The organism is Actinopolymorpha sp. B9G3 (genome assembly GCF_040120725.1).
GTDB lineage: Bacteria > Actinomycetota > Actinomycetes > Propionibacteriales > Actinopolymorphaceae > Thermasporomyces.
The window spans coordinates 35,017-60,023 of the sequence record NZ_JBEEAB010000006.1; the positions used below are offsets into that span (position 1 = coordinate 35,017).

The 25,007-nt window shown below is 70.4% G+C and carries 22 protein-coding genes; 8 read left to right on the plus strand and 14 right to left on the minus strand.

Features of this window, described 5'->3' with window-relative positions:
• Positions 1-87: 87 nt before the first annotated feature.
• Positions 88-846, minus strand: a complete 759-nt coding sequence (locus ABNF93_RS12610) for a phosphoglyceromutase (protein WP_349328157.1) — start codon at positions 844-846, stop codon at positions 88-90.
• A 59-nt stretch (positions 847-905) separates the two neighbouring features.
• Here ABNF93_RS12610 and ABNF93_RS12615 point away from each other — a divergent pair, with 59 nt between their 5' ends.
• Positions 906-1,373, plus strand: coding sequence for a PaaI family thioesterase (locus tag ABNF93_RS12615; RefSeq protein WP_349328158.1), 468 nt, complete (start codon positions 906-908; stop codon positions 1,371-1,373).
• 68 nt (positions 1,374-1,441) lie between these two features.
• Here ABNF93_RS12615 and ABNF93_RS12620 read toward each other — a convergent pair whose 3' ends face one another.
• The 10 genes from ABNF93_RS12620 to ABNF93_RS12665 all read right to left on the minus strand — a co-directional run bounded on the left by ABNF93_RS12620 (position 1,442) and on the right by ABNF93_RS12665 (position 9,703).
• Positions 1,442-2,350 (minus strand): hypothetical protein, encoded by a 909-nt coding sequence (locus ABNF93_RS12620; RefSeq protein ID WP_349328159.1) that lies wholly within the window; start codon positions 2,348-2,350, stop codon positions 1,442-1,444.
• Between the two features lie 121 nt (positions 2,351-2,471).
• Positions 2,472-3,005, minus strand: coding sequence for a type III secretion system chaperone family protein (locus tag ABNF93_RS12625; RefSeq protein WP_349328160.1), 534 nt, complete (start codon positions 3,003-3,005; stop codon positions 2,472-2,474).
• A gap of 110 nt (positions 3,006-3,115) precedes the next feature.
• Positions 3,116-4,435: a D-inositol-3-phosphate glycosyltransferase gene (mshA, locus tag ABNF93_RS12630; RefSeq protein ID WP_349328161.1), complete on the minus strand. Its 1,320-nt coding sequence runs from the start codon at positions 4,433-4,435 to the stop codon at positions 3,116-3,118.
• Between the two features lie 154 nt (positions 4,436-4,589).
• Positions 4,590-5,096: a DUF6069 family protein gene (locus ABNF93_RS12635; RefSeq protein WP_349328162.1), complete on the minus strand. Its 507-nt coding sequence runs from the start codon at positions 5,094-5,096 to the stop codon at positions 4,590-4,592.
• Between the two features lie 24 nt (positions 5,097-5,120).
• Positions 5,121-5,825, minus strand: a complete 705-nt coding sequence (locus tag ABNF93_RS12640; protein WP_349328163.1) for a potassium channel family protein — start codon at positions 5,823-5,825, stop codon at positions 5,121-5,123.
• A 143-nt stretch (positions 5,826-5,968) separates the two neighbouring features.
• Complete coding sequence (locus ABNF93_RS12645; RefSeq protein ID WP_349328164.1) at positions 5,969-6,301, minus strand: DUF2516 family protein; 333 nt, start codon at positions 6,299-6,301, stop codon at positions 5,969-5,971.
• Positions 6,302-6,528: 227 nt separating this feature from the next.
• Positions 6,529-7,134, minus strand: a complete 606-nt coding sequence (locus ABNF93_RS12650) for a hypothetical protein (RefSeq protein WP_349328165.1) — start codon at positions 7,132-7,134, stop codon at positions 6,529-6,531.
• Between the two features lie 50 nt (positions 7,135-7,184).
• Positions 7,185-7,568 carry a helix-turn-helix domain-containing protein gene (locus ABNF93_RS12655; RefSeq protein WP_349328166.1) on the minus strand — a complete coding sequence of 128 codons (384 nt, stop codon included), beginning with the start codon at positions 7,566-7,568 and terminating at the stop codon, positions 7,185-7,187.
• A gap of 198 nt (positions 7,569-7,766) precedes the next feature.
• Positions 7,767-8,825 carry an asparaginase gene (locus ABNF93_RS12660; RefSeq protein ID WP_349328167.1) on the minus strand — a complete coding sequence of 353 codons (1,059 nt, stop codon included), beginning with the start codon at positions 8,823-8,825 and terminating at the stop codon, positions 7,767-7,769.
• Between the two features lie 20 nt (positions 8,826-8,845).
• Positions 8,846-9,703, minus strand: a complete 858-nt coding sequence (locus ABNF93_RS12665; protein ID WP_349328168.1) for a beta-keto acid cleavage family enzyme — start codon at positions 9,701-9,703, stop codon at positions 8,846-8,848.
• A 185-nt stretch (positions 9,704-9,888) separates the two neighbouring features.
• Here ABNF93_RS12665 and dtd point away from each other — a divergent pair, with 185 nt between their 5' ends.
• The 4 genes from dtd (at position 9,889) to ABNF93_RS12685 (ending at position 14,799) form a co-directional block, all read left to right on the plus strand.
• A complete protein-coding gene (gene dtd, locus ABNF93_RS12670) occupies positions 9,889-10,314 on the plus strand; it encodes a D-aminoacyl-tRNA deacylase (protein ID WP_349328169.1) in 426 nt (141 codons plus the stop codon).
• Positions 10,315-10,323: 9 nt separating this feature from the next.
• Complete coding sequence (cysC, locus tag ABNF93_RS12675) at positions 10,324-11,589, plus strand: adenylyl-sulfate kinase (RefSeq protein WP_349328170.1); 1,266 nt, start codon at positions 10,324-10,326, stop codon at positions 11,587-11,589.
• A gap of 311 nt (positions 11,590-11,900) precedes the next feature.
• Positions 11,901-13,646: a phenylacetic acid degradation protein PaaN gene (gene paaN, locus ABNF93_RS12680; protein ID WP_349328171.1), complete on the plus strand. Its 1,746-nt coding sequence runs from the start codon at positions 11,901-11,903 to the stop codon at positions 13,644-13,646.
• Positions 13,647-13,929: 283 nt separating this feature from the next.
• The gene (locus tag ABNF93_RS12685) at positions 13,930-14,799 is read left to right on the plus strand and encodes an aldo/keto reductase (protein ID WP_349328172.1); all 870 of its coding nucleotides are present in this window, start codon (positions 13,930-13,932) and stop codon (positions 14,797-14,799) included.
• A 233-nt stretch (positions 14,800-15,032) separates the two neighbouring features.
• On the opposite strand, the gene ABNF93_RS12690 is transcribed toward ABNF93_RS12685, so the two are convergent.
• Entirely contained in the window at positions 15,033-15,671 is a 639-nt protein-coding gene (locus ABNF93_RS12690) for a hypothetical protein (RefSeq protein WP_349328173.1), read from the minus strand.
• A gap of 208 nt (positions 15,672-15,879) precedes the next feature.
• The gene (locus tag ABNF93_RS12695) at positions 15,880-16,710 is read right to left on the minus strand and encodes a TetR/AcrR family transcriptional regulator (protein ID WP_349328174.1); all 831 of its coding nucleotides are present in this window, start codon (positions 16,708-16,710) and stop codon (positions 15,880-15,882) included.
• A 76-nt stretch (positions 16,711-16,786) separates the two neighbouring features.
• On the opposite strand from ABNF93_RS12695, the gene ABNF93_RS12700 reads away from it, so the two are divergent.
• From ABNF93_RS12700 to ABNF93_RS12710, 3 genes are all read left to right on the plus strand, one after another.
• Positions 16,787-19,102 carry an MMPL family transporter gene (locus ABNF93_RS12700; RefSeq protein ID WP_349328175.1) on the plus strand — a complete coding sequence of 772 codons (2,316 nt, stop codon included), beginning with the start codon at positions 16,787-16,789 and terminating at the stop codon, positions 19,100-19,102.
• 274 nt (positions 19,103-19,376) lie between these two features.
• On the plus strand, positions 19,377-21,839 hold the full coding sequence (locus ABNF93_RS12705) for a glycoside hydrolase family 43 protein (RefSeq protein WP_349328176.1): 2,463 nt from the start codon (positions 19,377-19,379) through the stop codon (positions 21,837-21,839).
• A gap of 188 nt (positions 21,840-22,027) precedes the next feature.
• Positions 22,028-22,981, plus strand: a complete 954-nt coding sequence (locus tag ABNF93_RS12710; RefSeq protein WP_349328177.1) for an LLM class F420-dependent oxidoreductase — start codon at positions 22,028-22,030, stop codon at positions 22,979-22,981.
• A 123-nt stretch (positions 22,982-23,104) separates the two neighbouring features.
• Here ABNF93_RS12710 and ABNF93_RS12715 read toward each other — a convergent pair whose 3' ends face one another.
• Complete coding sequence (locus ABNF93_RS12715; RefSeq protein ID WP_349328471.1) at positions 23,105-24,964, minus strand: acyl-CoA dehydrogenase; 1,860 nt, start codon at positions 24,962-24,964, stop codon at positions 23,105-23,107.
• Positions 24,965-25,007 lie beyond the last annotated feature (43 nt).

The following is a 25,007-nucleotide window of genomic DNA, read 5'->3' on the forward strand; positions in this document are numbered from 1 at the left end:
CAGAGACCTGCTCAGCGTGGTCATTTACGGCGCGGGACCGGGTCCCGGCGTCCAAGGGCGAGCGCGGCTTCGAAGGGACGGCGACGGTTACCTGCGGCCCTGGTTCTTGACCGCCTCGATCGCCGCTGCGGCGGCGTCGGGATCGAGGTACTCGCCACCGGTCGCCAAGGGCCGCATCGACTCGTCGAGGTCGTAGACCAGCGGGATCCCGGTCGGGATGTTGAGACCGACCACGGCGTCTTCGCTCATCCCGTCGAGGTGCTTGACCAGTGCACGCAGCGAGTTGCCGTGCGCCGCCACCAGGACCACCCGACCGGCCCGCAGGTCAGGGACGATCGCGTCGTACCAGTACGGCAGCATCCGGACGACCACATCGGCCAGGCACTCCGTGCGCGGCATCAGCTCCGGCGGGAGATCGGCGTAGCGCGGATCACCCACCTGGGAGAACTCCGCGTCGTCGGGGAGCGGCGGGGGCGGCGTGTCGTACGAACGTCGCCAGGTCATGAACTGCTCTTCGCCGAACTCCTCCAGAGTCTGCTTCTTGTCCTTGCCCTGCAGCGCGCCGTAGTGCCGCTCGTTGAGCCGCCAGCTCCGGCGGACGGGCAGCCAGTCGCGGTCGCATTCGGCCAGCGCGATCTCGGCCGTCCGGATGGCCCGGCGAAGCACCGAGGTGTGGACCACGTCGGGCCGGGTCCCGCGCTCACGCAGCAGCTCGCCGCCGCGGCGGGCCTCCGCCTCGCCCGTTGCTGACAGGCCGATGTCGACCCAGCCGGTGAAGAGGTTCTTGGCGTTCCACTCGCTCTCGCCGTGGCGGAGCAGAATCAGACGGTACGGCGCTGCACTCATGCCGCGACTCTACCGACGGTCCCGTGGACGCCCGACCCCCGGAAGGCTTGACTGGACCCATGACGAACTCCGCGTTCCCGGACGATCCCGAAGCGATGCTGGCCTTGGGCCGGGAGGTGCTCGGGGCGCAGCCGTTCAGCGTCCTGATGGAGGCGCGTCTGGAGGTGTTCGCGCCCGGCCGGGCCCGGCTGTCGCTCCCGCTCGGTCCGCGGCTGCTGCAGCAGTTCGGCCACGCCCACGGTGGTGTAGTGAGCTACCTCGCCGACAACGCCCTGACCTTCGCGGGTGGGTCCGTGCTGGGTCCGGCCGTGACGACCGCGGAGTACAAGATCAACTACATCCGTCCGGCGCGCGGGGAACAGCTCGTCGCCGAGGCGTGGGTGGTCAACGCGGGACGCCGGCTCGCCGTGGTGGGATGTTCGCTCCATGTCGTGGACGGTTCCGGCATCCCGACCGAATGCGCCCTCGCCCAGGGCACGATCGCGACCCTCAACGACGACGACCGCTCCGCCAGTACGCAGGACTAACCATCAGGAAACAGACCCACCGGCCGCCGGGCGGCCCCGATCCAACGTGCGGCCCGGGAGTGGTCGTTCTAGGGCAGCAGGGCGACCCGCAGCCGGAGGAGGTCGAGATAGGTGTCGACGTCCTCGACCTGCTCGGGATCCGCGGGGCAGGGCGGTTGCCCGAGCGCACGGTCGACGATGGCCCGGGCCTGGGCGGGCGAGTGGTCGGTGAGGGCGAGCCCGTCCTGCGCCGCGGCCTTCGCGTACTCGTCCCGGAGCCCGGCCACCTGGTCGGTCACCCAGCAGTCCTTGACGCCGCCGCCGAGGTCGTGGTCGAGCAGGACCACCACCGCGTGCTGGTCACGGCGGTAGCTGAAGGTCAGCAGGAGCGTCTCGCGGCCGCCGTCCGCGTAGCCGAACGACGGGCCGACCTCCGGTGCGCCGAGCAGGTCGACCCAAGGACAGTCCTCGAGGCCGGCGCCGACCAGCCGCCCGGCACCGGCGGTGGCGGCGGCTCGCACCTGTGGTGGCCCCACGACAGCGAGCACGCGCAGAATCGCCAGCGCCTCAGGACTACCCTGCCGTTCCGCCTGCGAGACCAGCTGCTCGAGCACGAGCGGAACCTCGGCCGGATCCACCGCCGCACTCCGCACGATGGCGAGGAACTCCAGGCCGCACAGCTCGGCCTCCAGTGCCGTGCTGTCCCTGCCGAGCAGTGGCCGCCACCCTTCGAGGACGGTCGCCAGAGACTGCTCGGGCGTCGGCAGCACCCCCGCGTCGCCCAACCGGTGCAGGATCTGCCCCGGATCGGTCACGCCGTCGAACGACCGCACCACCTCGGCAGGAGCCCCCGCCTCGGCGAGAAGGTGCCGCAGTCCGCCCAGAGTCCCCAGGTCGGGGGCACCGGCATCCAGGCCCAGACCACCAGGAACCGCCGGGAGGAGCTCGGGTCCGTCGCCTCGGTTGCTCTTCCACTGCGTACGCCGGGGATTTGCCACCGCGCCATCTTGCCACTCACCGCATTCGAGTTGATCATGACCCGACCGCCAAGCCGACCGCCAAGTCCGACCGCCAACCTGGCCGCCAGCCACACGCCGGCTCTCCGCGGCCCCCGCGTACCTACGGGCTGGAGTCTTCGGGCTGCAGCCGGCGGAACGCCTCGAGGTTCGCCGTCGACTCGCCGCGTTCGGTCCGCCATGCCCACTCCCGCCGGATCGCCGACGCGAAACCCAGCTCCAGCAGGTGGTTGAACGACGAGTCGGCGGCATCGAGCACACATCCGAGCACGCGGTCGATCTCCTCCGGCGTCACCGCTGTCAAGGCCAGCTTGCCGGTCAGGTGGATGTCGCCCAGATGGTCGACGGCGAAGGCCACGCCGTAGAGCCGCAGGTTGCGTTCGAGCAGGTAACGGTAGACCGCTTCATGGTTCTCGTCCGGCCGGCGTACGACGAAAGCGTGCACACTCAGTGCCTGCCGTCCGACGTCGAGGACGCAGGTCGTCTGGAGCTTGCGTTCACCGGGAAGCGTCACGACGAACGCGCCCGGTGCAGGTTCCTCCCACCCGAGCTCGAGGTCGCGAAGCGCCCGTCGTACGACATCAGCCGGCCCAGCGCCACCGTCATCGGGCTCGTGGGAAGGATCGTGCTCAGACACCCCGCCACCGTAGCCGGCGCGGGACCCGGGCAGAGCGACAGCGCCACGCTCGGGGTTGTCGCCACACCTGGCCTGATGGGGCGGGTCGGTCGCCTTGGCCGGGTGCCCGCTCAGCGGCCGACGAGCGAGATCGAGTCCTCGGGTGCGGCGATCGCCGCGGTGTAGACGTCGAGGGTCCGCGCGGCGGTTACCGGCCAGCCGAAGCCCTGCGCGTGCGCGACGCCTCCCTCGCCGAGGCGGGCGGTCCGTTCCTGGTCGGCGACCAACTCGCCGAGGACGCGCGCCCACTCGTCCGGATCGTGCCCGTCGACCAGCACACCCGACTCGCCATCGCACACCGCCGTCAGCAGACCGCCCGTGGCCGCCGCGACGACAGGTGTGCCACACGCCTGGGCCTCCAGAGCAACGAGCCCGAACGACTCGTTGTACGAAGGAACGGCCACCACCGTGGCGGCCTGGTACCACCGCGCGAGCTCGCCCTGCCGCACCGGCGGGACGAACCGGACGACATCGGCGATGCCGAGCGCGCGAGCCAACCGGATCAACGCGTCGGGCTTCGCCGTACCCGATCCGCTCGGCCCGCCCACCACGGCCACGACAAGGCGATCACGGAGCTCGGGTCGGGCGTCGAGCAGCCGGGCCGCCGCACGCACGAGGACATCGGGTGCCTTCAGCGGCTGGATCCGCCCCACGAATGCCAACACCACCGCGTCGTCAGGCAGCCCGAGCTCCCGCCGCGCAAGGGCACGGTCGCCGGGCCGGAACACGTCAAGGTCCACCCCCGGGTTCACCGTCACGACCGTGCGCGGGTCGGCGTCGTACAGGCCGGTCAGCGCCCGCGCCTCCTCGTCGGTGTTGGCGACCAGCCAATCCGCCGCGTCGACGACCTGCTCCTCACCGATGATCCGCGCGCGCGGTTCCGGGGTGTCACCGTCGGCGAGCAGGGAGTTCTTGACCTTCGCCATCGTGTGCATGGAGTGCACCAGCGGCACACCCCAGCGTTCCTTGGCGAGAGCACCCACCTGGCCGGACAGCCAGTAGTGGGAGTGCACCAGGTCGTACCACCCGAAGTCGTGACCGGCCTCCGTCTGAAGGACACCGCGGGCGAAGGCGCACAACTGTGCCGGGAGCTCGTCCTTCGACAGCCCCTCGAACGGCCCGGCCACCACGTGTCTCACCCGTACGCCGTCGTCCGCCTCGACCACGGGCGGGAGGTCACTGGACGTCGCGCGGGTGAAGATCTCCACCTCGATGCCCAGGGCCGCCAGGCGACGGGCAAGCTCGACGACGTAGACGTTCATGCCACCCGCGTCGCCGGTGCCGGGCTGGTCCAGCGGAGAGGTGTGGACACTCAGCATGGCCACCCGTCGCGGCAACCGCCTGCGCTCGCCAGGCAACGAAATCCGGTGCACCCCGACCAACCTCCTCATGAGCGTACGAACTCATCAGCGCCGTTCATGCGGGTCTGCGCGGCCGGACCGCCGACCAGGAGATGACAACCTCGGGCGGTCGTACGGCATTCCCCGGCCGTCCGTACCGGTCAATCCGGACCGGTCAGTGGGCAACCGGTTGCCGCCCGCAGCCTCACCGCTGCTGCGGCATGCGCTGCGGAGTACGCACGGCGGACCGGCCCACGCTCGCGAGGAGGGACATGATGGCCACGCCCACGATCAGGTTGATGACACCGGTCACGAGCCGGCTCTCCAGCGACGCTGGCCGCAGGAACGGGGCCACGGCCGCCGCCACCGTCGCCAGGGCGACGATCCAGGAGAAGAACACCGTCGGCCGGGGTGTCGCCAGGAGCAGTGCGTGGAGCAGCCCGGTCGCGAGCAGTGCCGCCGCGGCCGCGGTCATGGCATAGGTGAAGGTGCTCGAATCGCCGAAATCACTCGCCGTGCGGGGCGCCAGGATCGGGACGTTCAGGAAGGCGCGGACGACGAAGACCCCGACCACCACGACCAGCGCCGCCACCAGCGCCGTGGCGAGCCCGCCCGCCCACAGCCGGGCGGCGTCGACCTCGGGCCGTTCGGGCTGGTCCAGGTCGATGCCGGTCTGGCGTGGCGTGGCGGGACGTTGGCTGGGATCGCTCATGGTGGGACCTGCTCGGAGCTTTCATTATGCGCCCCCGTTCGAAGTGCCGCGACGCCACCGGCCCACGACGGCGGCGACCACCGAAACGATGTAGAGCTGGCCGACCAGTGCCTCCAGCACGGTCACCATCCGCGCGAGGTTCGTGCCGGGGCTGATGTCGCCGATACCGACCGTGGTGATCGTGATGACGCTGTAGTACAGGCAGTCGCCCGCGGTCGGCGGACGGTGGGCCCCCTCGAAGTACCCGGTCAGGAACGCACCGCCCAACTCGTGCGCGGACGAGAAGACCAGCGCGATCAGGAGATAGATGCACAGGACGCCCAGTACGGTCGCGAGATCCACCCGGGCGTTGGCCATGAGGGAGTGGATCACCAGGCTGCCGGCCACGGCCACGAGGATGATCGTCGTGGCCGCCGTGAGTACCGCCAGCAGTTCACCGCCGGCGAACACGCTCGCCGTCGCCGTCATCACGACCGCCGCGACGGCGATCACACCGACCGCGTCGGTACGGCCACGGCTCACATGGCGGACCCGCAGGGCGGCGAAGAGTACGACGGCGAGGGCGAGGATGCGGGCCACCGACCCGAGCAGCCTGCCGCTCGTCGCGATGATCAGGGCGTACGCGACGAGCAGACCGATCAGAAGCCAGGAGAACGCGACCACCCGCCGGCGGAGAGCGGCCCGACCGTCAGGCCGGTCCGGCGGCGAACTGTCGCTGCCCGGGTCCATGACCTGTCACCTCTCGCGCACGCGACACCTGCACGCGATCAGCTACCCGTACGACGGACCACCCAACCCGCGGGCCCGAAGCCCGGGTCCAGCACCTGACCGCCGCCAGACGGACCTTTCGGTCTATCGGCGTCCGTTCAGCGTCACCACGGACCGTAGGGGCCGTCGCTCTGCCCGCCACGCCGACCGCCGGCCTCACGGACCGCCGGTCGTACGCCGACGACGTAGACCGCGGCCGCGACCGTGCCGGCGATGTTGAGCAGGCTGAGCGGGCTCCAGAACATGGGGATGAGATGGATGAGCAGAGCGAGACCGACCAGGATCAACCAGAGCGTCTTGGTCTGCTTGCCCACGGCCGGGAAGGCCTCCTGCGGCCGCATGACGACATCGCCGAATGCGAATGCCTTCAGCACGAGCAGAGCGATCCAGAGGGCGGCCTGGATGTAGAAGACGATGGTCATCGGTTGACTCAGCACACAGCGAGGGTAACCGCAAACGACCCGGAAGGTGCCGTCCGTACGGCCCGACCCGTGCTGATCCTTGATCGCCGAGCGGCCTGAGTCGCTCGGTTTGCGGACTGTCAGACAGCCATGACCTCAGGGCCGGGCCGGCACCGTCCTACCGACCCGTCACCCTCGGTCCGCCTCACGGCCTCGCCGCCCGCATGCCCGTGAGGTGTCGCAGCCGGGGGACAATGTGCTGCTCAGCTGGTCGCCTTGCGGGCGGGTGCGGAGGAGTTCTTCCTCGGCGTACCCGACTTCGCGGTGGACTTCGCAGCAGTCGACTTGGCGGCGGTCGACTTCGCGGTGCTGCTCGCGGCGGTCCGCGGCTTCGCCGAACGCTTGGCCGTCGAACGCTTCCGCGTCGTGGTCGACTTCGACCGCGACGCCGACGGACGCGACGACGAACCCGTGCGGGCGATCTGGCGGCCGTTCGAGCTGCCGTTCTGCACGCTGCGGATCCGGATCACGGCACCCTTGCCACGCTCGCTGAGCGTTTCGTAGGTGTCGCCGGCCTGGATCAGCGCCATCTGCACGGCCGACTGGGCCTTCTCGGTCAGGTCCTTCGCCTGGATGCGGAGATCGTCAGAGGCGGTACGCAGGACCATGGCGAGAGCGTCGGCGCGCTCTTCGATGCGCTCCTGGACGCGGTCGGAGACGACGGCGGGGTCAGCGGTCTCCAGTGAGCCGAGCTTGTCCGTGGCGATCTTGGAGATCTCGCGGATCTTCTCCACCGCGAGGTCGCCGGCACCGGCGATCGCGTAGAGCGGGTTGGGCTCGGTCGAAGACTTGCGGGTGTTACGGGGCATGGATTAGTCCTCCTGTCGGGCGTGTCGTACGGCCCGGTTCCGGGTGGTGCTCACGCGCGTTCCGGCTCACTGATCTCTTCCTCGTCGGCCTCGCGGCGAAACGACGAATAGATGTCGAGCAGTACCCGCTTCTGGCGTACGGAGAGATAGGGGTCCGAGCGGATGGCCGTTTCGACGGCACGATCGTCTAGGCCCTCCTCCTCGGCCGGATCGAGCAGTCCTGCCCGCACGTAGAGCACCTCCGCCGAAACCCGCAGCGCCTTGGCGAGCTGCTGAAGAACTTCGGCTGAGGGCCTTCGCAACCCGCGCTCGATCTGGCTGAGATACGGGTTGGATACGCCAGCGAGATCGGCGAGCTGTCGCAGGGAGAGCTCCGCGTTGCGGCGCTGTTCCCGGAGATAGTCACCGAGCGTGCTGATGGACCGGACCTTCATGCCGCCATTGTGCTTGCAAAAGTTAGCAAGCGCAAGCCGACAGCAACTTCTGCCTCTGCACTGGAACTGCTCTTGGGTAAATGGCTCAGCTGTCCTGCTCCCGACTTCCCCGCCCAGGACCCCTGGCGAAACCGCGAGGACGTCTGACAATTGGCGGCTCCACCCTGGTCGGCGGATTCCGGATCAGGTCATCGGCGTTCAGATGCCGACACTGCGGATCTCACCGACGGCCATACCACCGCCGCGGACCTCGGCCGTGAGCTGCTCGTCGATGACGGAACCCGAGACGCCAAGCCGGCGCAGGGCCGCCGCCATCACCACCGGGCGGGCCCGCTGGCTGCCGTCGTCGATCTTCAGGGTCACCGCGCGGCCGTCGTCCAGTGCGGCCGCGTAGCACCCCTCCGCCCCGCTCTTGGCGAAGATCCCGGGAACCGCGGCGATCAGCGCCGACTCGTCTCGGGCGGTCCCGCTGGTCCACCTCGGGTGCGCGCGGACGGCGGCGACAACGCGGCCCTCCGGTGTGTCGGGCGGCGCCAGCACCATCGTGCGGAACGCCCTCGCCAGTCCGGTCAGACTCAGTGCGAAGAGCGGCGCACCGCACCCGTCGACACCGGTGTGCGCGACCTTCTCGGCCGCCAGGTCCTCGACCGTCTCGCGGATCATGACCTGGAGGGGATGGGCCGGATCGAGGTAGGTCTCCACCGGCCATCCGGCGCTGACGCAGGCGGCGAGCATGCCGGCGTGCTTGCCGGAGCAGTTCATCGTGGCCCGGTCGGGTCGCTCGCCGCCGGCAATGCGGGCGTGCAGAGCTTCGGTGTCGATCGGCCAGCTGGGCGGGCACCGCAGGGCGGCCTCCGTGAGACCCACGCCACGCAGGATCCTTCGTACGCCGTCGGCGTGGAACGCCTCGCCGGAGTGGCTTGCGGTCGCCAACGCGAGCAGTTCGCCGTCGAGGTCGAGCCCGGCGCGCAGCATGGCCGTCGCCTGCATCGGCTTGTTGGCCGAGCGCGGGTAGCACGGCCCGGTCACGTCACCGACGGCGAACTCCACCGAACCGTCAGCGGCAAGGGCGACAACCGACCCGCGGTGCCGGCACTCGACGAATCCTGAGCGGACAACCTCGGCGACGACGGGAGAGGCACCGCCGGCTCCGGTCCCGGCTGGTCCGGTGTCGACCGGACCGGTGTCGGCTGGTCCGGTGTCGGCTGGTCCGGTGTCGGCTGGCTCGGCTGGCTCGGTCCCGTGGGGCGCACTCATCGCAGGCACGTCTGCCGAACCTACTGGCCAACCTCCGCGGACGCGAGGCCGAGCAGCTCCCGGGCTCCGCCTGGCGGCATCGGCGGGCGTTGGGCAACCATCGCAAGAGTCGCGGCCCGCTCGACCAGTTCGGCGTTGTGGCGGACCGGACGCCCTTTCGCGAAGCTCAGCGTGTCCTCCATGCCGACTCGCAGGTGTCCGCCGCAGCTGAGCGCGGCCAGCGCGACCGGCAATGTCGTACGACCGATGCCGGTGGCCGACCACGAGGTGACGGCGTGAGGTAGCGCCTGGACGGCGGCTGTCAGCGTCGCCGCGTCGCCCGGCATCCCGCCTGGCACGCCCATCACGAAGTCGCAGTGCACCCTGCCGCCGAACGGCGGGCCGCACGTGTCGAGCAGCCGGTGCAGCGCCGCCACATGACCCAGGTCGAACAGTTCGAACTCGGGCACGACGCCCCGGGCCTGCGTCAGTTCGTACAACTCCACGACGAACGGCCACGGATTGGAGAACACGTCGTCGCCGAAGTTGACGGTGCCCATCGTGAGCGAGCACGAGTCGGGTTCGGCGTCGAGGACGCGCAGCCGGTCGGCGTAGGAGTCGGTGACGGCGCCGCCGGTCGAGAGCTGGATGACGAGATCGGTCTCGGCCCGGAGCGCGGCGACGCATCGGCGCAACCGGCCGAGGTCCAGCGTGGACCGGTGGTCCGCGTCGCGGACGTGGACGTGGATCATGGCGGCCCCGGCGGATTCACAGCGCTGGGCCGTCTCGACCAGCTCCGGCAGCGTGGTCGGCAGGTCGGGGCAGGCGTCCTTGCTGGTCTCCGCACCGGTCGGCGCCACCGTGATCAACGTCTCGCGGGTAGGGCTCGGGCTTGCCATGTCCGCATCCTCGCAGTCGGCGCCCTCGCGGGCCGGTCGCCACCGCCGACGTGTCAGAGGGATCTCGTCACACCACCCCACGAAATCGCTCCGCAAGCTCCACGACCTCGCGGGGACCCCGAGACCGCGGGGACCCCGGGAGGGCCAGATACCTGTGACAAGTGGGCCGGGCAAGAATGGGGCGCATGCGTGCGGTCGTACAGCGGGTCTCCCGCGCCAGCGTCGCGGTCGACGGTGAGATCGTCGGCGCGATCGACAAGCCCGGCCTGCTCGTCCTCGTGGGTGCGACCCACGCGGACACGCCGGCCCAGGCCGAGAAGCTGGCCGCCAAGATCTGGGGACTGCGGATCCTTGACGGTGAGCAGTCCTGCGCCGACATCGGGGCGCCGCTGCTGGTGGTGAGCCAGTTCACGCTGTACGCGGACACGCGCAAGGGCCGCCGTCCGTCCTGGTCGCTCGCCGCGCCCGGCGAGGTCGCCGAGCCGTTGGTCGACCACTTCTGTTCCGCCCTGCGTGAGCTGGGCGCGTCCGTCGAGACCGGTCGGTTCGGGGCCCACATGGACGTGTCGCTGGTCAACGACGGCCCCATCACGCTGATCCTGGAGACGTGATCTCGCCCGATGGACAACACCGACGTGCCGCAGTGGGCGCCTTCGCCCGCGGAGTACGACGACCTCGCACTCGCCCTCGACGGCGTACTGCCAGACGTCTCTGTAGCCGTTCCCGACGACATCACCGTCCCGCCTTCCGGTCTGGTGGACCTGACCGATGTGGAGGGCACGCCGGTCGCGCGGCTCACGGTCGCCAGCTGCCGGGAAACGGCGGCGGGTGGCCAGGTCATCACCGGGTCCGTCGCACCGCTGGCCCCGCGCGAGGACGGCGTGTTCCGCCACCTGCACCGCACACCAGACGACCTGCGCGACGTCCTGACGGGGAGCAAGGCCGCGGCGTTCCCGGTCGACGCGCCCCTGTCCACGGCCGACCTCGCGCGACTGGCCGAGTCCGTGACGGCGTACGACACGACCGTCCTGTTGCCGCTGGTCGGCCACGGCTCGTCCCGGTCCCTGTCCCCGCCGGCACTGGTGCGCGCCACCACCGCCGTCGCCGCGCTACTGCCCGGGCGGGTGCTCGTCGTGCCCGTCCCGCTCGCCCGCAGCGACGACGCTGACGACGACGCCCGGCGGCGCCGGCTCGTGGCGGCCGCCTACGGCGAACCCGTCGCCCTCGCTCTCGACGAGCCGCGGGTGCTGGCACCGGGTGAGGGTGCGTACACCCTGGACGGCTATCCCGACCGCATCGCGGCGATCATCGCCGCCGAGCACCCGCCGCTCCACGAACGCGGGCTCGTCGTGTTCTTCACCGGGCTCTCCGGTTCGGGCAAGTCGACGGTCGCCCGCCGGCTCCGCGACCTCATCCTCGAACGCGGCGACCGGACCGTCACCCTGCTCGACGGCGATGTCGTGCGCCGCATGCTGTCGGCCGGGCTCGGATTCTCCCGGGCGGACCGGGAAGCCAACGTCGCCCGGATCGGGTTCGTTGCCGCGGAGGTGGCCCGGCACGGCGGGCTCGCGATCTGCGCACCCATCGCTCCGTACGCAGCGACCAGGGCGGAGGTCCGGCGGACGGTCGGCGACGCCGGCGGCGGGTTCGTGCTGGTACACGTCGCCACGCCCCTGGAGGAGTGCGAACGCCGCGACCGCAAGGGCCTCTACGCGCAGGCCCGCGCAGGGCTGATCAAGGAGTTCACCGGGATCTCGGATCCGTACGAAGCCCCGACCGACGCCGACCTCGTGCTCGACACGACCGGGACGGAGATCGACGCCGTCGCAACGAGCGTGCTGGACCTGCTCACCACGCGCGGCTGGTTCCGCCCGCCCGGCGCCTGACCCCCCTGAGCCGCCCGTCCGAATCACTGGTTCCAGCCGGACGACGGAACCAGGCATCGAGGACTGACAGGTCGAGCGGGCGGAGGCGTTCGGGGTCGGCGAGTACCGGTCGTACGAACAGGACAGCTGTCGTGCGAGCAACCCCTGCTCGGTAGAGCGTAGCCACGCGGTCCGCCACCGCGCGGGCGCCCGCTACGCGGCGGCTCTTGCCCTGGACGCGACCCCGACGGTGGACGAGGGCAGGCCGCGGCGTAGGTATCGCCGCGGCAAAACGCGGACCGCCTGCCACAGGGACGGCCTACGCTGGCGGCGTGAGCCAGACGACCCGCGCCCAACCCGGCGACTCGAAGACCCTTGCCCAACCTGGCGCTAGCGGTGGTTTCGCCCACGATCGGCCGCTCCGCGACGCCCTCGACCGGGCACTCGACGCGATCCGGGACCGTAGCCACTTCTCGGCGTTCCCGGAGTCGCCGAGCCCGCGCGTCTACGGCGAGGAGGCCGCGCCAGCAGGGCTCGCCGCATTCGAGGCCTGGCAGGGAACCGACTTCCCACTCCGGACGGCACCGGGCGCGAGCGGCACCGTCGCGACCGAACGTTCACCGTTCGGGATCGGCCTCGACGTCCGCTATCCGCGGGTCGCCACGACGGGTCTCGACGATCTCCTCACCGCCGCCCAGGCAGGCATCCCGCAATGGCGCGACGCCGGGCCCGACACGCGGGTCGATGTCGCCCTCGAGATCCTCGCCGCACTGCACAAGCGGGTATTCGAGCTGGCCAACGCGGTGATGGCGACGACCGGCCAGGCGTTCGTCATGGCGTTCCAGGCGGGTGGGACCCATGCGCTCGACCGGGCGCTGGAGGCCGTCGCCTATGCGTACGCGGAAATGACCCGGCACCCGGCGACGGCCCTGTGGGAGCGGCCGGGCAGAGGCGAGCCGTTGCGCATCGAGAAGACGTTCACGGTCGTGCCCAGGGGCGTGGCCGTCGTGATCGGGTGTACGACGTTCCCCACCTGGAACTCCTACCCCGGGCTCTTTGCGTCCCTCGTCACCGGCAATCCGGTGGTGGTGAAGCCGCATCCGGGCGCCGTGCTGCCGCTGGCGATCACCGTGCAGGTCTGCCAGGAGGTTCTCGCTGCGCGCGGGTTCGATCCGGCGCTCGTGACGCTCGCCGCCGAAGCCGACGGCGACGGGATCGCCCGCGACCTCGCCACCCATCCCGCGGTCAGGATCGTCGACTTCACGGGGTCGGCGGAGTTCGGCGAATGGCTCGAGTCCCACGCCACCCAGGCGCAGGTCTACACCGAGAAGTCGGGCGTCAACCCGGTTGTCATCGACTCGACGCACGCGTTCCGCGGGCTGGTGGGCAATCTCGCCTTCACGCTGGCGCTGTACTCGGGCCAGATGTGTACGACGTCGCAGGTCATCTTCGTACCCGCCGACGGGATCGACACCGACGAGGGGCACAAGTCGTTCCGGGAGGTGGGGGCGGGGCTTGCCGCGGCGGTCGACAAGCTGCTCTCCGACGAGGGGCGAGCGGTCGAACTCCTCGGCGCGATCGTCAACGACGCCGTTCTCAACCGGGTCGAGGGGTCGACCGCACTGGGCGGCGAGGTGGTCCTGGAGTCGCGCGCCGTGCGGCATCCGGTGCACACCGATGCGGTCGTACGCACGCCCGCGATCCTCGCGCTCGACGCCGACGAGGTGGCTGTCTTCGGACGGGAGTGCTTCGGCCCGGTGACGTTTCTCGTGCGTACGCGGGACACCGACGAGGCGCTCGCCCTCGTCCGCCGGCTGGGCCACGAGCGCGGTGCGATGACGGCGGCGGTCTACTCGACGTCGGAGCGGGTGCTGGCGGCCGCCCGCGAGGTGGCGCTCGACGTGGGGGTGGCGCTGTCGGAGAACCTCACCGACGGGGTGTACGTCAACCAGTCGGCGGCGTTCAGCGACTTCCACGGCACGGGCGCGAATCCCGCGGCGAACGCATCCTTCGTCGACGCCGCCTATGTCGCGGGCCGGTTCCGGATCATCCAGAGCCGCCGCCACGCGCCCGAGTGAGTACCTCAGCGACCCGCCGCCACCGGCCCTGCGGGGCCTACCGGACTCGTCCCGCCCCTTCCGGTGATCATGATCGTGATCATGAAGATTCTGTCGGTGTATACGCCCGCTTTCCTTCATGATCATGGAACCGCGCCGCGACGTGGTGCAGCACCAGGGCGCATGGTGTGGCGAACCGGTTTCCCATTGGCCTGGCGTCCGGGCCCCGAGGGTTGCCAGGTCGCCATAAGCTGAACGCCGTACAACGGTAGATCCCGGCACAACTCGCGAGCGGAGTTCATTTATGGAAACGCGACGGCTCGGGCGACTCGGGCACCAGAGCAGCGTCCTCATCTACGGCGCGGCGGCGCTGGCCGAGGTGACCCAAGAGGTGGCCGACCAGTCGATCCAGGAGGCCCTTGACGCCGGCATCAACCATTTCGACACGGCGGCGAGCTACGGCGAGGCCGAGCTGCGCCTCGGGCCGTGGATGCCGAGGATCAGGGACCAGATCTTCCTGGCGACCAAGACGGGCGAACGCGAACGCGAGGCAGCCTGGGTGTCGATCAACAACTCCCTCGAACGCCTGCAGACCGACCGGCTCGACCTCATCCAGCTGCACGCCGTCGGCGATTTCGACGAACTCGACAAGGCCACCGGCAGTGGCGGCGCCCTCGAAGCGGCGATCCGGGCGCGGGACGAGGGCATGGTGAGCGCCATCGGCATCACCGGCCACGGCCATGACGCACCGGCGACGCATCGCGAGGCGCTGAAGCGGTTCCCGTTCGAAACGGTGCTGACGCCGCTCAACTACGCACTCGGCCGCGACGACGACTACCGCGCGGCATGGGACGAGCTGGCCGCCGAGACGCAGCGGGTCGACGCCGGCCTGATGATCATCAAGACCATCTCGCGTCGCAACTGGACCGAGGAGGACCACCGGTACACCACGTGGTACGAACCGTTCGACGAGCAGGAGAAGGTCAGCGCGGCGCTCGCGTGGGTGCTCAAGCATCCGCAGGTGACCGGGATCGCCACGGCCGGCGAGGTGAGCCTGCTCCGGCTGCTGGTCGAGGCCGAGCGTGACCGTGGCAACTGGACCGATGCGCGGATGGCGGAAGTGCTGGACGGCGTCGTGGCGTACGCCTCCCCGTTCGTCGCGATGCCGATCTGAGGCACCCGCTCGACTTGGATGAGGGCACCTTCACCCAGGTGGCTGTTGGGTGAGGGGCACCCTCCTGCGGACCTATTGGATGAGGCGCACCCTCACCCAGGAGCCTGTCGGGTGAGGGGCACCTTCATCCGGGTGATGGGTTGCTGCGCCCTTCCCCCACTGCGCGGCCGAGCCTTCCACGACAAGCCCCCGGATCGGGCAGGGGTCAGGGGCAAGGGGGCTGGGCCAAGGGGTCAGGGGCAGGTGCCGGCACCATCGAGGGCGGCCTTCGACACCACGTCCTGCAGCAGGGACCTGGTCTCCTCGATCTTGGTGTCGGTCGCGTTACCGGCTGGGGCGTAGCCCACCTCGACCACCTGGATGCCCACATCCGCGAACGCCTTGGCAAGGCGCCACTCGTTCCCCTTCTTCACCGCCAGCCGGCCCATGACGACGCCATCGCCGCTGACCTGGACCGCGACCTGGGCCCCGTCCTCACCTCGTACCGTGGCTTCGAGGTCCTTCTGGGCGGCCTCGCCGTCACCCTCGGTGAAACTGCCGGAGATCCGTACGACACCGCCGCCGGTCTCCTTAGCCGGCAGGGAGTACGCCCAGGTGTTCTCCGCCTGCTCCTGCAGCTCCCAGGTGTCAGGAACGTCCACGTCGACGAATACGCAGCTCACGTGGAGACCCTCGAAGGTCGGCGTCGGCGACGGTGTGTCACTCGGCGTGGGCGATTCCGGTTCGGGGCCCGGCGTCGCCGCCTCGTCCTTCGGCGGGAGCTCCTCCAGGGTCGCGGGGTAGAAAGAGTCATCGCTGCACCCCGCCGCCAGGACGGCGGCGACGGCGAGCGCGAGGATCCCGAGCCCACGCGTACGACCGGCCTGCGGCATGGAAGCCCACCCTTCCCTCGTGTGCGCGGACGCTCCTGTGGCCACGGGCACTGTATTAGGCCGTTCTCCCTCGCCGCGCATGCGGGCGCGGGTGCGTACGGGTACGCGAACGCGACAGTCGCCGCGGGCATCGCACTACGCGCCACGCCCGACCCAGCGCACCCGACCCAGCGCACCCGACCCAGCGCAGCCGATCGGCGCGGCGGACTCAGCGCCTCTGTCCTACCAGTGCGCTCAGATCGTCGAGAACGGCTTCGAACAGCGGCTCAGCGTCGGTCATGGCATGCGCAAGGTGCCCGAACACCTCCATCGACACCAGCCCGTAGATCCGGGTCCAGTAGTCCAACAGGACCGCGGTCGCGCCGAGCGGGGGTTCTTCGATGGTGTGACCGGCCGCGACCGCCCGCGCCATGATCTGGGAGCGGTAGGGGCCGAGGGCTGCGCGCAGGCGTTCGGGGAGCGCGTCGTCGCCGTGTCCGACGTCGAACGGCCGGGCGGCCCACAGCAGGAGGAGTGCTTCTTCGATGACCCAGGCGAGCTCGAGCTGGGCGGCGACCGCTTCGTCTCCGGCGGCGGTGGGGGTCGCGCTCGGATCGCTGAACCGGGTGGCCCGGTGGGAGAACGTCGCGCTGCACTCGGCCCGATGCGCGAGTGACCAGCGCCGGAACTCCCGGCAGACGCCCAGGGCGCGCGCGAGCGGATCGGTGCCCAGCGAGTCCCGGTGGGCGATGAGAGCGGCCGCCAGCTCCCTGATGACGGACGCGCAGGCGAGGTCGAGGAGCCCGGTCCTGCCGTTGACGTAGCGGTAGAGGGCCGGGGCGGTGACGCCGAGCCGGTCGGCGACGGCGGCCATCGTCACCGCGGGCGGCCCGTCGATGACGACGAGCTCGCGGGTGGCGGTACCGATGTCGGCGAGCAACTCCCGGCGACGCTGGTCCCGACGGCTGGGTCGCCGCGACCCTGATGCCGCGCCATCGACGTCCGGCCCTGTCGTACCCGCCTCGCCCGGGTTGCCACCGGTCGGGGTGGGTCTGCCCATGCGACCACCTTTCGTTCGTTAGGTTACGATCCATAAAAAAGTTTTGACTCGTAACGTTTGCCGTCAGGAGTGCTCCATGCTCGCACAGTGGGCGTCCTTCGTGGCGCGGCGTCGCTGGTGGGTCCTTGCCGTCGCGGCCGTGCTCGCCATCCTCGCCGGCACCGCGTCCACCACCCTGACCGATCGCATGGACCAGGGTGGGTACGACGTGCCGGGCAGCGAGTCCTCGCGCGCCGCAACGGCCGCGGGGCGGGCCCTCGACAACCAGGCCGACGCGCTCGCGGTCTACACCGTGCCAGCTGGGCGTTCCGTCCAGGATCCGGCCGTGCAGAACGCTGTCCGGCAGGCGGTCGGGCGGCTCCCGGACGCTCAGGTCGCGGGCGCGACCGGGTGGTGGCAGCAGCCGGCACTGGTCTCAGCCGACAACCGGACCGGCGCCGTCGCCATCCAACTGCGCGCCGAGGACCAGAACGGACAGCTCGCCGCCTGGCCCGACGTCGAAGACGCCCTGCTGGGTACGGGCGACACGGTCGGCGGCCGGACGACCTACGGCGTGGACGGACTCACCCTCCGGTTCAGCGGTTGGACGCCGATGGGCGACGCCGTCAACGCCCAGACCGAAGCAGACCTCGCCCGCGCCGAGTTGATCTCGTTCCCCGTCCTGCTGATCGTGCTGGTCCTCGTCTTCGGTGGGCTGATCGCCGCCGGACTCCCGCTGGTCGTCGGCGCCGTCGGGATCACGGGCGCACTCGGCGTCCTCTGGGTGCTGACCACGTTCACCGACGTCTCCGTCTTCGCGATGAACGTCGTGACGCTGCTCGGACTCGGCCTCGCGGTCGACTACGGGCTCTTCGTCGTGAGCAGGTTCCGGGAGGAGCTCCGCGCGGGCGACGCCGGGGACGGTGCGACGGGATCCCGCGCCGATGCCGCGTCGGTCCAGCGCGCCGTGACCGTGGCACTGAGCACGGCCGGGCGTACCGTCCTCGTCTCGGGGCTCACCGTGGCGGCGGCGCTGTCCGGGCTCCTGGTGTTCCCGCAGGGAATGCTCCGCTCGATCGGTTTCGGCGGCATCGCGGCCGTCGTCGTGGCGGCACTCTCGGCGCTGACGGTCCTGCCGGCGCTCCTCTCGGTGCTGGGGCATCGGATCGACCGGTGGCGCGTACCGATCGGCCGGGGCCGGCGCCCGGGCGTGACCGCTGCCGATCCGGAACTCCACGACCGGAACGGACACCGGCGGGGATGGGCGCGGGTCGGGCGCGTGGTGATGCGCCGCCCCGCCCTCGTCACCGTCGTGGTCGTCGCCGGGCTGCTGGTCGTGGGGAGTCCGTTCCTGCGGGCGGAGTTCTCCGAGGTGGATGCCTCCGTCCTGCCGAAGGACGACGCCGTACGGATGGCGACCGAGCACGTCCGTGCCACCCTTCCCGGCGCCTCGACCGAGGCTGCCCAGGTCGTTCTCGTCGGCTCGGACGGCCGGGCACCCGAGCAGCGCGCCGTCCAGGCGTACGCCGAGCAGGCGAGCCGGATCGACGGCATCACCGGTGTGGCACCGGCCGGATCCTCCGGTGACACCGTCGTCCTGACCGCCCAGGTCGACGACGACCCACAGAGCCAGGCAGCGCAGGACGCCGTCACGCACCTGCGCGACATCGCCGCGCCGGCCGGGACGCGGGAGGTGCTGGTCGGCGGTCCGACCGCAGCGCTGATCGACTCGCTCGACGCGATCGGCGACCGGATGCCGTGGATGCTCACGGTTCTCGCCGGGGCGGTCCTGCTCCTGCTGACCGTGGCGTTCGGCTCCCTCGTCGTACCCGTCAAGGCGGTGGTGCTCTCCGCCCTCTCCCTCACGGCGTCGTTCGGCGCCATCGTGTGGGTGTTCCAGGACGGGTACCTGGTCGGTCTGCTCGGCACCGAGGCCGGACCGTTGGAAGCCTCGATCCCCGTCCTCATGCTGGCGGTGCTCTTCGGCCTCTCGACCGACTACGAGCTGTTCCTGCTGTCCCGGATCGCCGAGGCCTACCGATCCGGGCGTACGCCCAGGGACGCGGTGGTCGACGGGTTGGCGCGGACCGGCGGGCTGATCACCGCAGCGGCCCTGCTGCTCGGGATCGTCGTCGGGGCGTTCGCGCTGAGCGGGTTGAAGTTCATGAAGCTGCTCGGTGTCGGCATGCTGATCGCGATCGCGGTGGACGCGACGATCGTGCGCGGCCTGCTGGTGCCCGCGGTGCTGGCGCTGCTCGGCACTGTTGCGTGGTGGGCGCCGCGTCCGCTCCGCCGGCTCGCCGGGGTTGTGCGCCTGGAACCTACGGAACGCGAACCGGACGCCGACGTACCGCTTGCCGCAGCAGCACCGACCGCCGCGTCCCGGTCGGACGACCGCGAGATCGGGAGCTAGCGGGTCGGATACCAGCAGCACCTACGGAGGAGCCGGCCGGTGACACCAGTCCATGATCAAGAGGCATGAACCGGGCGTGTACGGGCCGAATCTCCCCCGATTCCGCCTCTTGATCATGGTCTGCTGCTCGGGACGACCATGCGACGGTCCGACAAGACAGCCCGCCGAAGGTGGCCAGCGACGCCATCTTTACAACGTTGTGCAAGACGAATAGAACTCACCCTGGACAGCACGGTCATGATCGTCGCACCACGGACACCCGGAGGGCAGCGCCATGGACGGATGCCGGCGGATTCGAAGTACGGCGGTGATCGGCGCCCTCGCGGCATGCCTCGCCACGGCCGCCTTCACCGGGCCCCCACTCGCTGCCGTGTCGCAGGGCACCACCGCACCCACCCATGCCGTGTCGCAGGGCACCACCGCGCCCATCGATGCCGCGGCCCAGGGCACCACGGCGTCCACCGATGCCGAGGCGCCCGCAGCGGTGGCCACAGAGTCCGGGCACCATTCCGCCGGCTCGTCGTACACGAACTTCGTCACCCGCGGCTACTCGATCGACTTCCCCGACCCTGCCGTGATGCGCGGCAAGGACGGTAAGTGGTACGCCTACTCGACCGGCGGGCCGTACGACGAGGCCAACGAGCGCGGCTCGGCGTACAAGATCGCGTCCTCCACCGACCTCGTGCACTGGGAGGACGAGGGCTCGGTCTTCGACGCGACGCACCGTCCGAGTTGGGCGGCGCCGACCACCGGCTTCTGGGCGCCGGACATCCGCTATCTCAACGGCCAGTACCTGCTCTACTTCACGGTCCCCGACACCACCACGACCACGCAGGGCTTCGACCCGGCGATCGGAGTCGCGACCGCCGACACCCCCGCCGGTCCGTGGACGCCGTCGGACGAGCCGCTGATCCCGGCCGAGCCGCGCGGCAACGGTTTCGACACGGTGATCGATCCGGCGATGTTCACCGACGCCGACGGCACCCACTACCTCTACTGGGGCGGCTACGGCACGGGTATCTGGGTGGCGGAGCTGTCCGCCGACGGGCTCCGGGCGGTGTCCGAGCCGAAGCACATCGCGGCGTCTCGCTACGAAGGCCCGAACGTCGTCAAGCACGGCGACTACTACTACCTCTTCGCGTCGTCGGCGAACTGCTGCGCCGGACCGACCACCGGCTACTCGGTCTTCGTCGGACGCGCGACCAGCCCGCTCGGCCCCTTTGTCGACCGGCTCGGCAAGCCGCTGCTGGCCAGCCGCGCCGGTGGAACCCCGGTCATCGCGCCGAACGGCAACACGTGGATCGGCACCGGCCACCATTCGGCCGCGCTCGACGTCAGCGGCGAGATGTACATGGCCTACCACGCGATCGACCGGAACGACCCGTGGCTCGACGTCTCACCGGGCTTCACGATGCGGCCGATGAACCTCGACCGGCTGGACTGGATCGATGGGTGGCCGATCGTCCGGGCGGGACGCGGGGCGTCGGACAGCCCCCAACCCGCACCGGTGGTACGCGGCGAGGTGGACGACCGGTTCGAGGACCCGGACGCGACGGCTGACCACTTCCGTACCCTCCACGGCTCGCTCACCGTCGCCGGTCCGGACGACAGGTCGGACTCCGGCCGCTTCGCCCAACTCGCTGGCGATGCCGCGCTCGCCGTGACCAAGCCGCTGGCGCGGACGGACGTCCGCATCGAGGCGGACGTCCGCACGGCAGAGTCCGGCATCGGCAGCGCCGGGGTGTTGGGACGGGCCGACGGCGACGGCATCGGCGTCCGCGCCATCCTCGACGCCGGCGCGAACGAACTCCGGCTCGAGGCCGGCCAGGGTCCGGACGCACGCACCAAGGCCGTCCCCCTCCCAGCCGGCTTCGACGCGACCGCATGGCACGTACTCGCCCTGGAGGCGCGCGGGACCCGGGTCACCGCGGACATCACCGATGCGCGACTGGGCGACCCGTGGGCGAAGGTCTCCCTCGACGTTCCGCGCGGGCTCGACCGGAGCGGCCGGGCCGGGCTGGTCGGCGCCAACGGCGGCGAGGCCGACAACTTCTCCGCCACCGGCCTCTTCACTCCCGTCACCAAGGCTGTGCCGGATCCGGAGCCGGGCAAGGTCGCTCAGGCGTACTCCGACGACTTCGCCGACGGCCTCGGTACCGGCTGGTCCTGGCTGCGGGAGGACCCGGAGGCGAGGGTGACCGACGGTGCTCTCGTGTGGCCGACGCAGACGGCCGACCTCGTGGGAGGCGGTACGCCGGGCCTGCTGTTGCGCGAGTCGATGCCGGACGGCGACTACATGGTGGAGACGAAGCTCGATCTCGACCTCGGGGAGGACACGGTCCGGAACTTCCAGCAGGCGGGTCTGATCGCCTACGTGGGTGACGACGACTTCCTCCGCTTCGACGTGGTCGCGGTCGGGCCGACGCGGATCGCGGAGTTCGGGAAGGAGACCGTGTTCCAGGGCCGCCGGTCGTGGGGAGGTGGGCTCGCGGGAGCGCCGGGCGAGACGACCTGGCTGCGCCTGCTGCACACCCTCGACCCGGACACGCGCGAGCATCGATTCCGCGCCGGGTCCAGCACCGACGGTGTGCACTGGACCTGGGGCCTCACGTGGACTCTGCCGGCCGACTCCACGCCGAAGGTCGGACTCGTGTCGCAGGGCTCCCAACCCGCGACGACCGAGGAGTTCGGGCCGGCGACAGCGGTGTTCGACTACTTCCGCGTGTCCCGCCCCTGACCGCGCCGACCTGGGTCTGCGCCAGTGTCCGCATGGCCGGCCGCCGGTCCGTGCGGACACCGGCGCAGACGTGGAAGGTCGTACGGGCCATGACCCACACACGAGTGACCACGGTGCACGAGCCGTCCGCGCCGGACCTGGTCGTCCGCCGGCGGACGGATCGTTAGCCGGCACGTAAACTTGACGGCATGAGTGTGACCCGCTTCGGCCTGCAGATCCCGCTGTTCACCTATCCAGACGTCCCACCCGACCAGCTCTTCGAGCGGGTCGCCTCGATCGCCACCACCGCGGAGGACTCCGGCTTCGACTCGGTGTGGGTGATGGACCACTTCTACCAGCTACCCGGACTCGGGAAGCCCGACGATCCGATGTTCGAGGCGTACACCCTGCTCGGTGCTCTGGCGGCCCGCACCCGTACCGCGAAGCTGGGCACCATGGTCACCGGCGTGACCTATCGCAACCCGGCGCTGCTCGCCAAGATCGTCACGACCCTTGACGTGATCTCGGCCGGCCGGGGGATCCTTGGCCTCGGCGCGGCGTGGAATGACGTCGAGCACCGGGCGTACGGCTTCGAGTTTCCGCCGACGGGCGAGCGGATGGACCGGCTGGAGGAAGCACTGCAGATCTGCCGGGCGATGTTCACCGAGCACAGCCCGAGCTTCTCCGGCAAGCACTACGAGATCGTCGAGGCGTTCAACGTTCCGCGTCCCCTCACCTCCGGCGGTCCGCCCATCATGATCGGTGGCGGCGGCGAGAAGCGGACGCTTCGACTGGTGGCCCAGTATGGTGACGCCTCCAACATCTTCGGCGGGCTGCCCACCGTCAGGCACAAGCTGGACGTCCTGGCCCGGCACTGCGAGGCGTTGGGGCGGGACCCGGCGGACATCACCAAGACCAAGCTCGCCACGTTGGTCATCGCCGCCACTGTCGAAGAGGCCGAACGCAAGGCGTCGGCCGTCCGTGCCCAGGTGGGTGACGACTGGTTCGAGAACGCGGTGATCGCGGGTGCGCCCGACCAGGTGGTCGAGCAGGTGCAGGCCCACTTCGACGCCGGCCTCGACGGCCTGCTGGTCAACCTCCCCGACGCCCAGGACCTCGACACCGTACGCCTCGCCGGCGAAACCCTGTCGCGGTTGTCCTGAGCGCGCAGTGGCCGCGCAATCGCCGACACTGGACGCCCTCTGGCGTTGCCCTCTGGGCATCGCCAGAGGGCAACGCTTCCGCTCGCCACACCGACCCACGCCCGCGCAGCTTCCGGTCAAAGGTCAGAAGGCCGACTCGGACAAGGCCATCAGGTTGTTGTCGGTGCCTTCGGCGATCGCCCGCTCCGCCGAGAGCTTCGGGAGGACCTGGGCGCAGAACCACTTCGCCGCGGCGACCTTGCCCTCGTAGAACGCCTCATCGCCCGCACCAGCATCCGCCAACCGGTCCAACGCGACATCGGCCTTGCGGAGCAGCAGCCACGCGCACACCACGTCACCCACCGCCAGCAGCAGCCGGCTGGTGTTCTGCCCGACCTTGTAGAGACTCGCGGGATCGGAGTCCGCCGCGTCCGGCCGCGACGCCAGCAGGAAGCCGACCATCGCGCCGACGATGCCCTGTACGTCGTCCAGAGCCTTCGCGAGCAGGCCTTTCTCGACGGCGAGCCGGCCGCCACTCCCCGACGTTGCGTACGCCTGGATCTCCCCGGCCAACCGCCCGAACGCCTGACCCTGGTCCCGCACGATCTTGCGGAAGAAGAAGTCGAGACCCTGGATCGCCGTCGTCCCTTCGTACAGCGTGTCGATCTTCGCGTCACGCACGTACTGCTCGATCGGGTAGTCCTGCAGGAACCCCGACCCGCCGAGGGTCTGCAGCGACTCCGTGCCGAGCAGGACCCAGGCCCGCTCGGAACCGTAGCCCTTCACGATCGGCAGCAGCAGGTCGTTGAGGCTCGCGGCGGCCTCGTCGGGCGTACCGGCGTGTTCGCCGAGCGCGACGTCGTCCTGCACTGACGCCGTGTAGAGGACGAGTGCGCGCAGACCCTCGGCGTAGGCCTTCTGGGTGAGAAGCGACCGTCGTACGTCGGGATGATGGGTGATCGGCACCCGCGGCGCGGTCTTGTCGGTCGCCTGGGTGAGGTCGGCGCCCTGGACGCGTTCCTTGGCGTAGTCCAGCGCGTTGAGGTAGCCGCTGGACAGCGTGGCGATCGCCTTCGTGCCGACCAGCATCCGGGCGTACTCGATGATCTGGAACATCTGCCGGATGCCGTCGTGCACCTCGCCGAGCAGGTGGCCGACCGCCGGCTGAGCAGGGTCCTCGCCGAACGTCAGCTCACACGTCGTCGACACCTTCAGACCCATCTTGTGCTCGACGTTCGTGGCATAGACGCCGTTGCGTTCGCCCATCTCGCCGGTTTCCAGGTCGACGTGGAACTTCGGGACGATGAAGAGGGACAGGCCCTTCGTGCCCGGACCACCCGCGCCCTCCACACCGACCGGACGGGCGAGGACGAGGTGGATGATGTTCTCGGAGAGGTCGTGTTCGCCGCCGGTGATGAACCGCTTGACGCCCTCGATGTGCCACGTCCCATCCTCCTGGGAGTACGCCTTGGCACGGGCGGCGCCGACGTCGGATCCGGCGTCGGGTTCGGTGAGCACCATGGTCGCGGCCCACCGGCGGTCGATCATGTGCTGGGCGAACCTCTTCTGGGTCGGCGTCCCGTTACGCCAGATCGCGGTCGCGAACCGCGGGCCACTTGCGTACATGAAAAGCGCCGGGTTGGCGCCGAGGACCAGCTCCGACGCCGCCCACCGCAGCGACGGTGGGCAGGGCTGGCCACCGAGGGCAGGCTCCAGGTCGAGCCGCCACCACTCCGCGTCGGTCCACGCCTGGAAGCTCTTCTTGAATGTCTCGGTGTGCCGGACGCTCCGGGTGGCGGTGTCGTAGACGGGCGGCGTGCGGTCGCTTTCGGCGTACGACGCGGCGACCTCTTCGCGCGCCAGGCGGTCCAGCTCGGCCAGGATGGTGTGGGCGGTGTCGCGGTCGATGTCGGCGTACGGCCCTGTCTCGAGGACCGCCTCTCGGCCGAGGACGTCGAACAGCGTGAACTCGATGTCGCGGAGGTTGCTCTTGTAGTGGCTCATCGGTCCGTCGCTCCCCTTGGTCACCGGCTGCAACTGCGGTGGC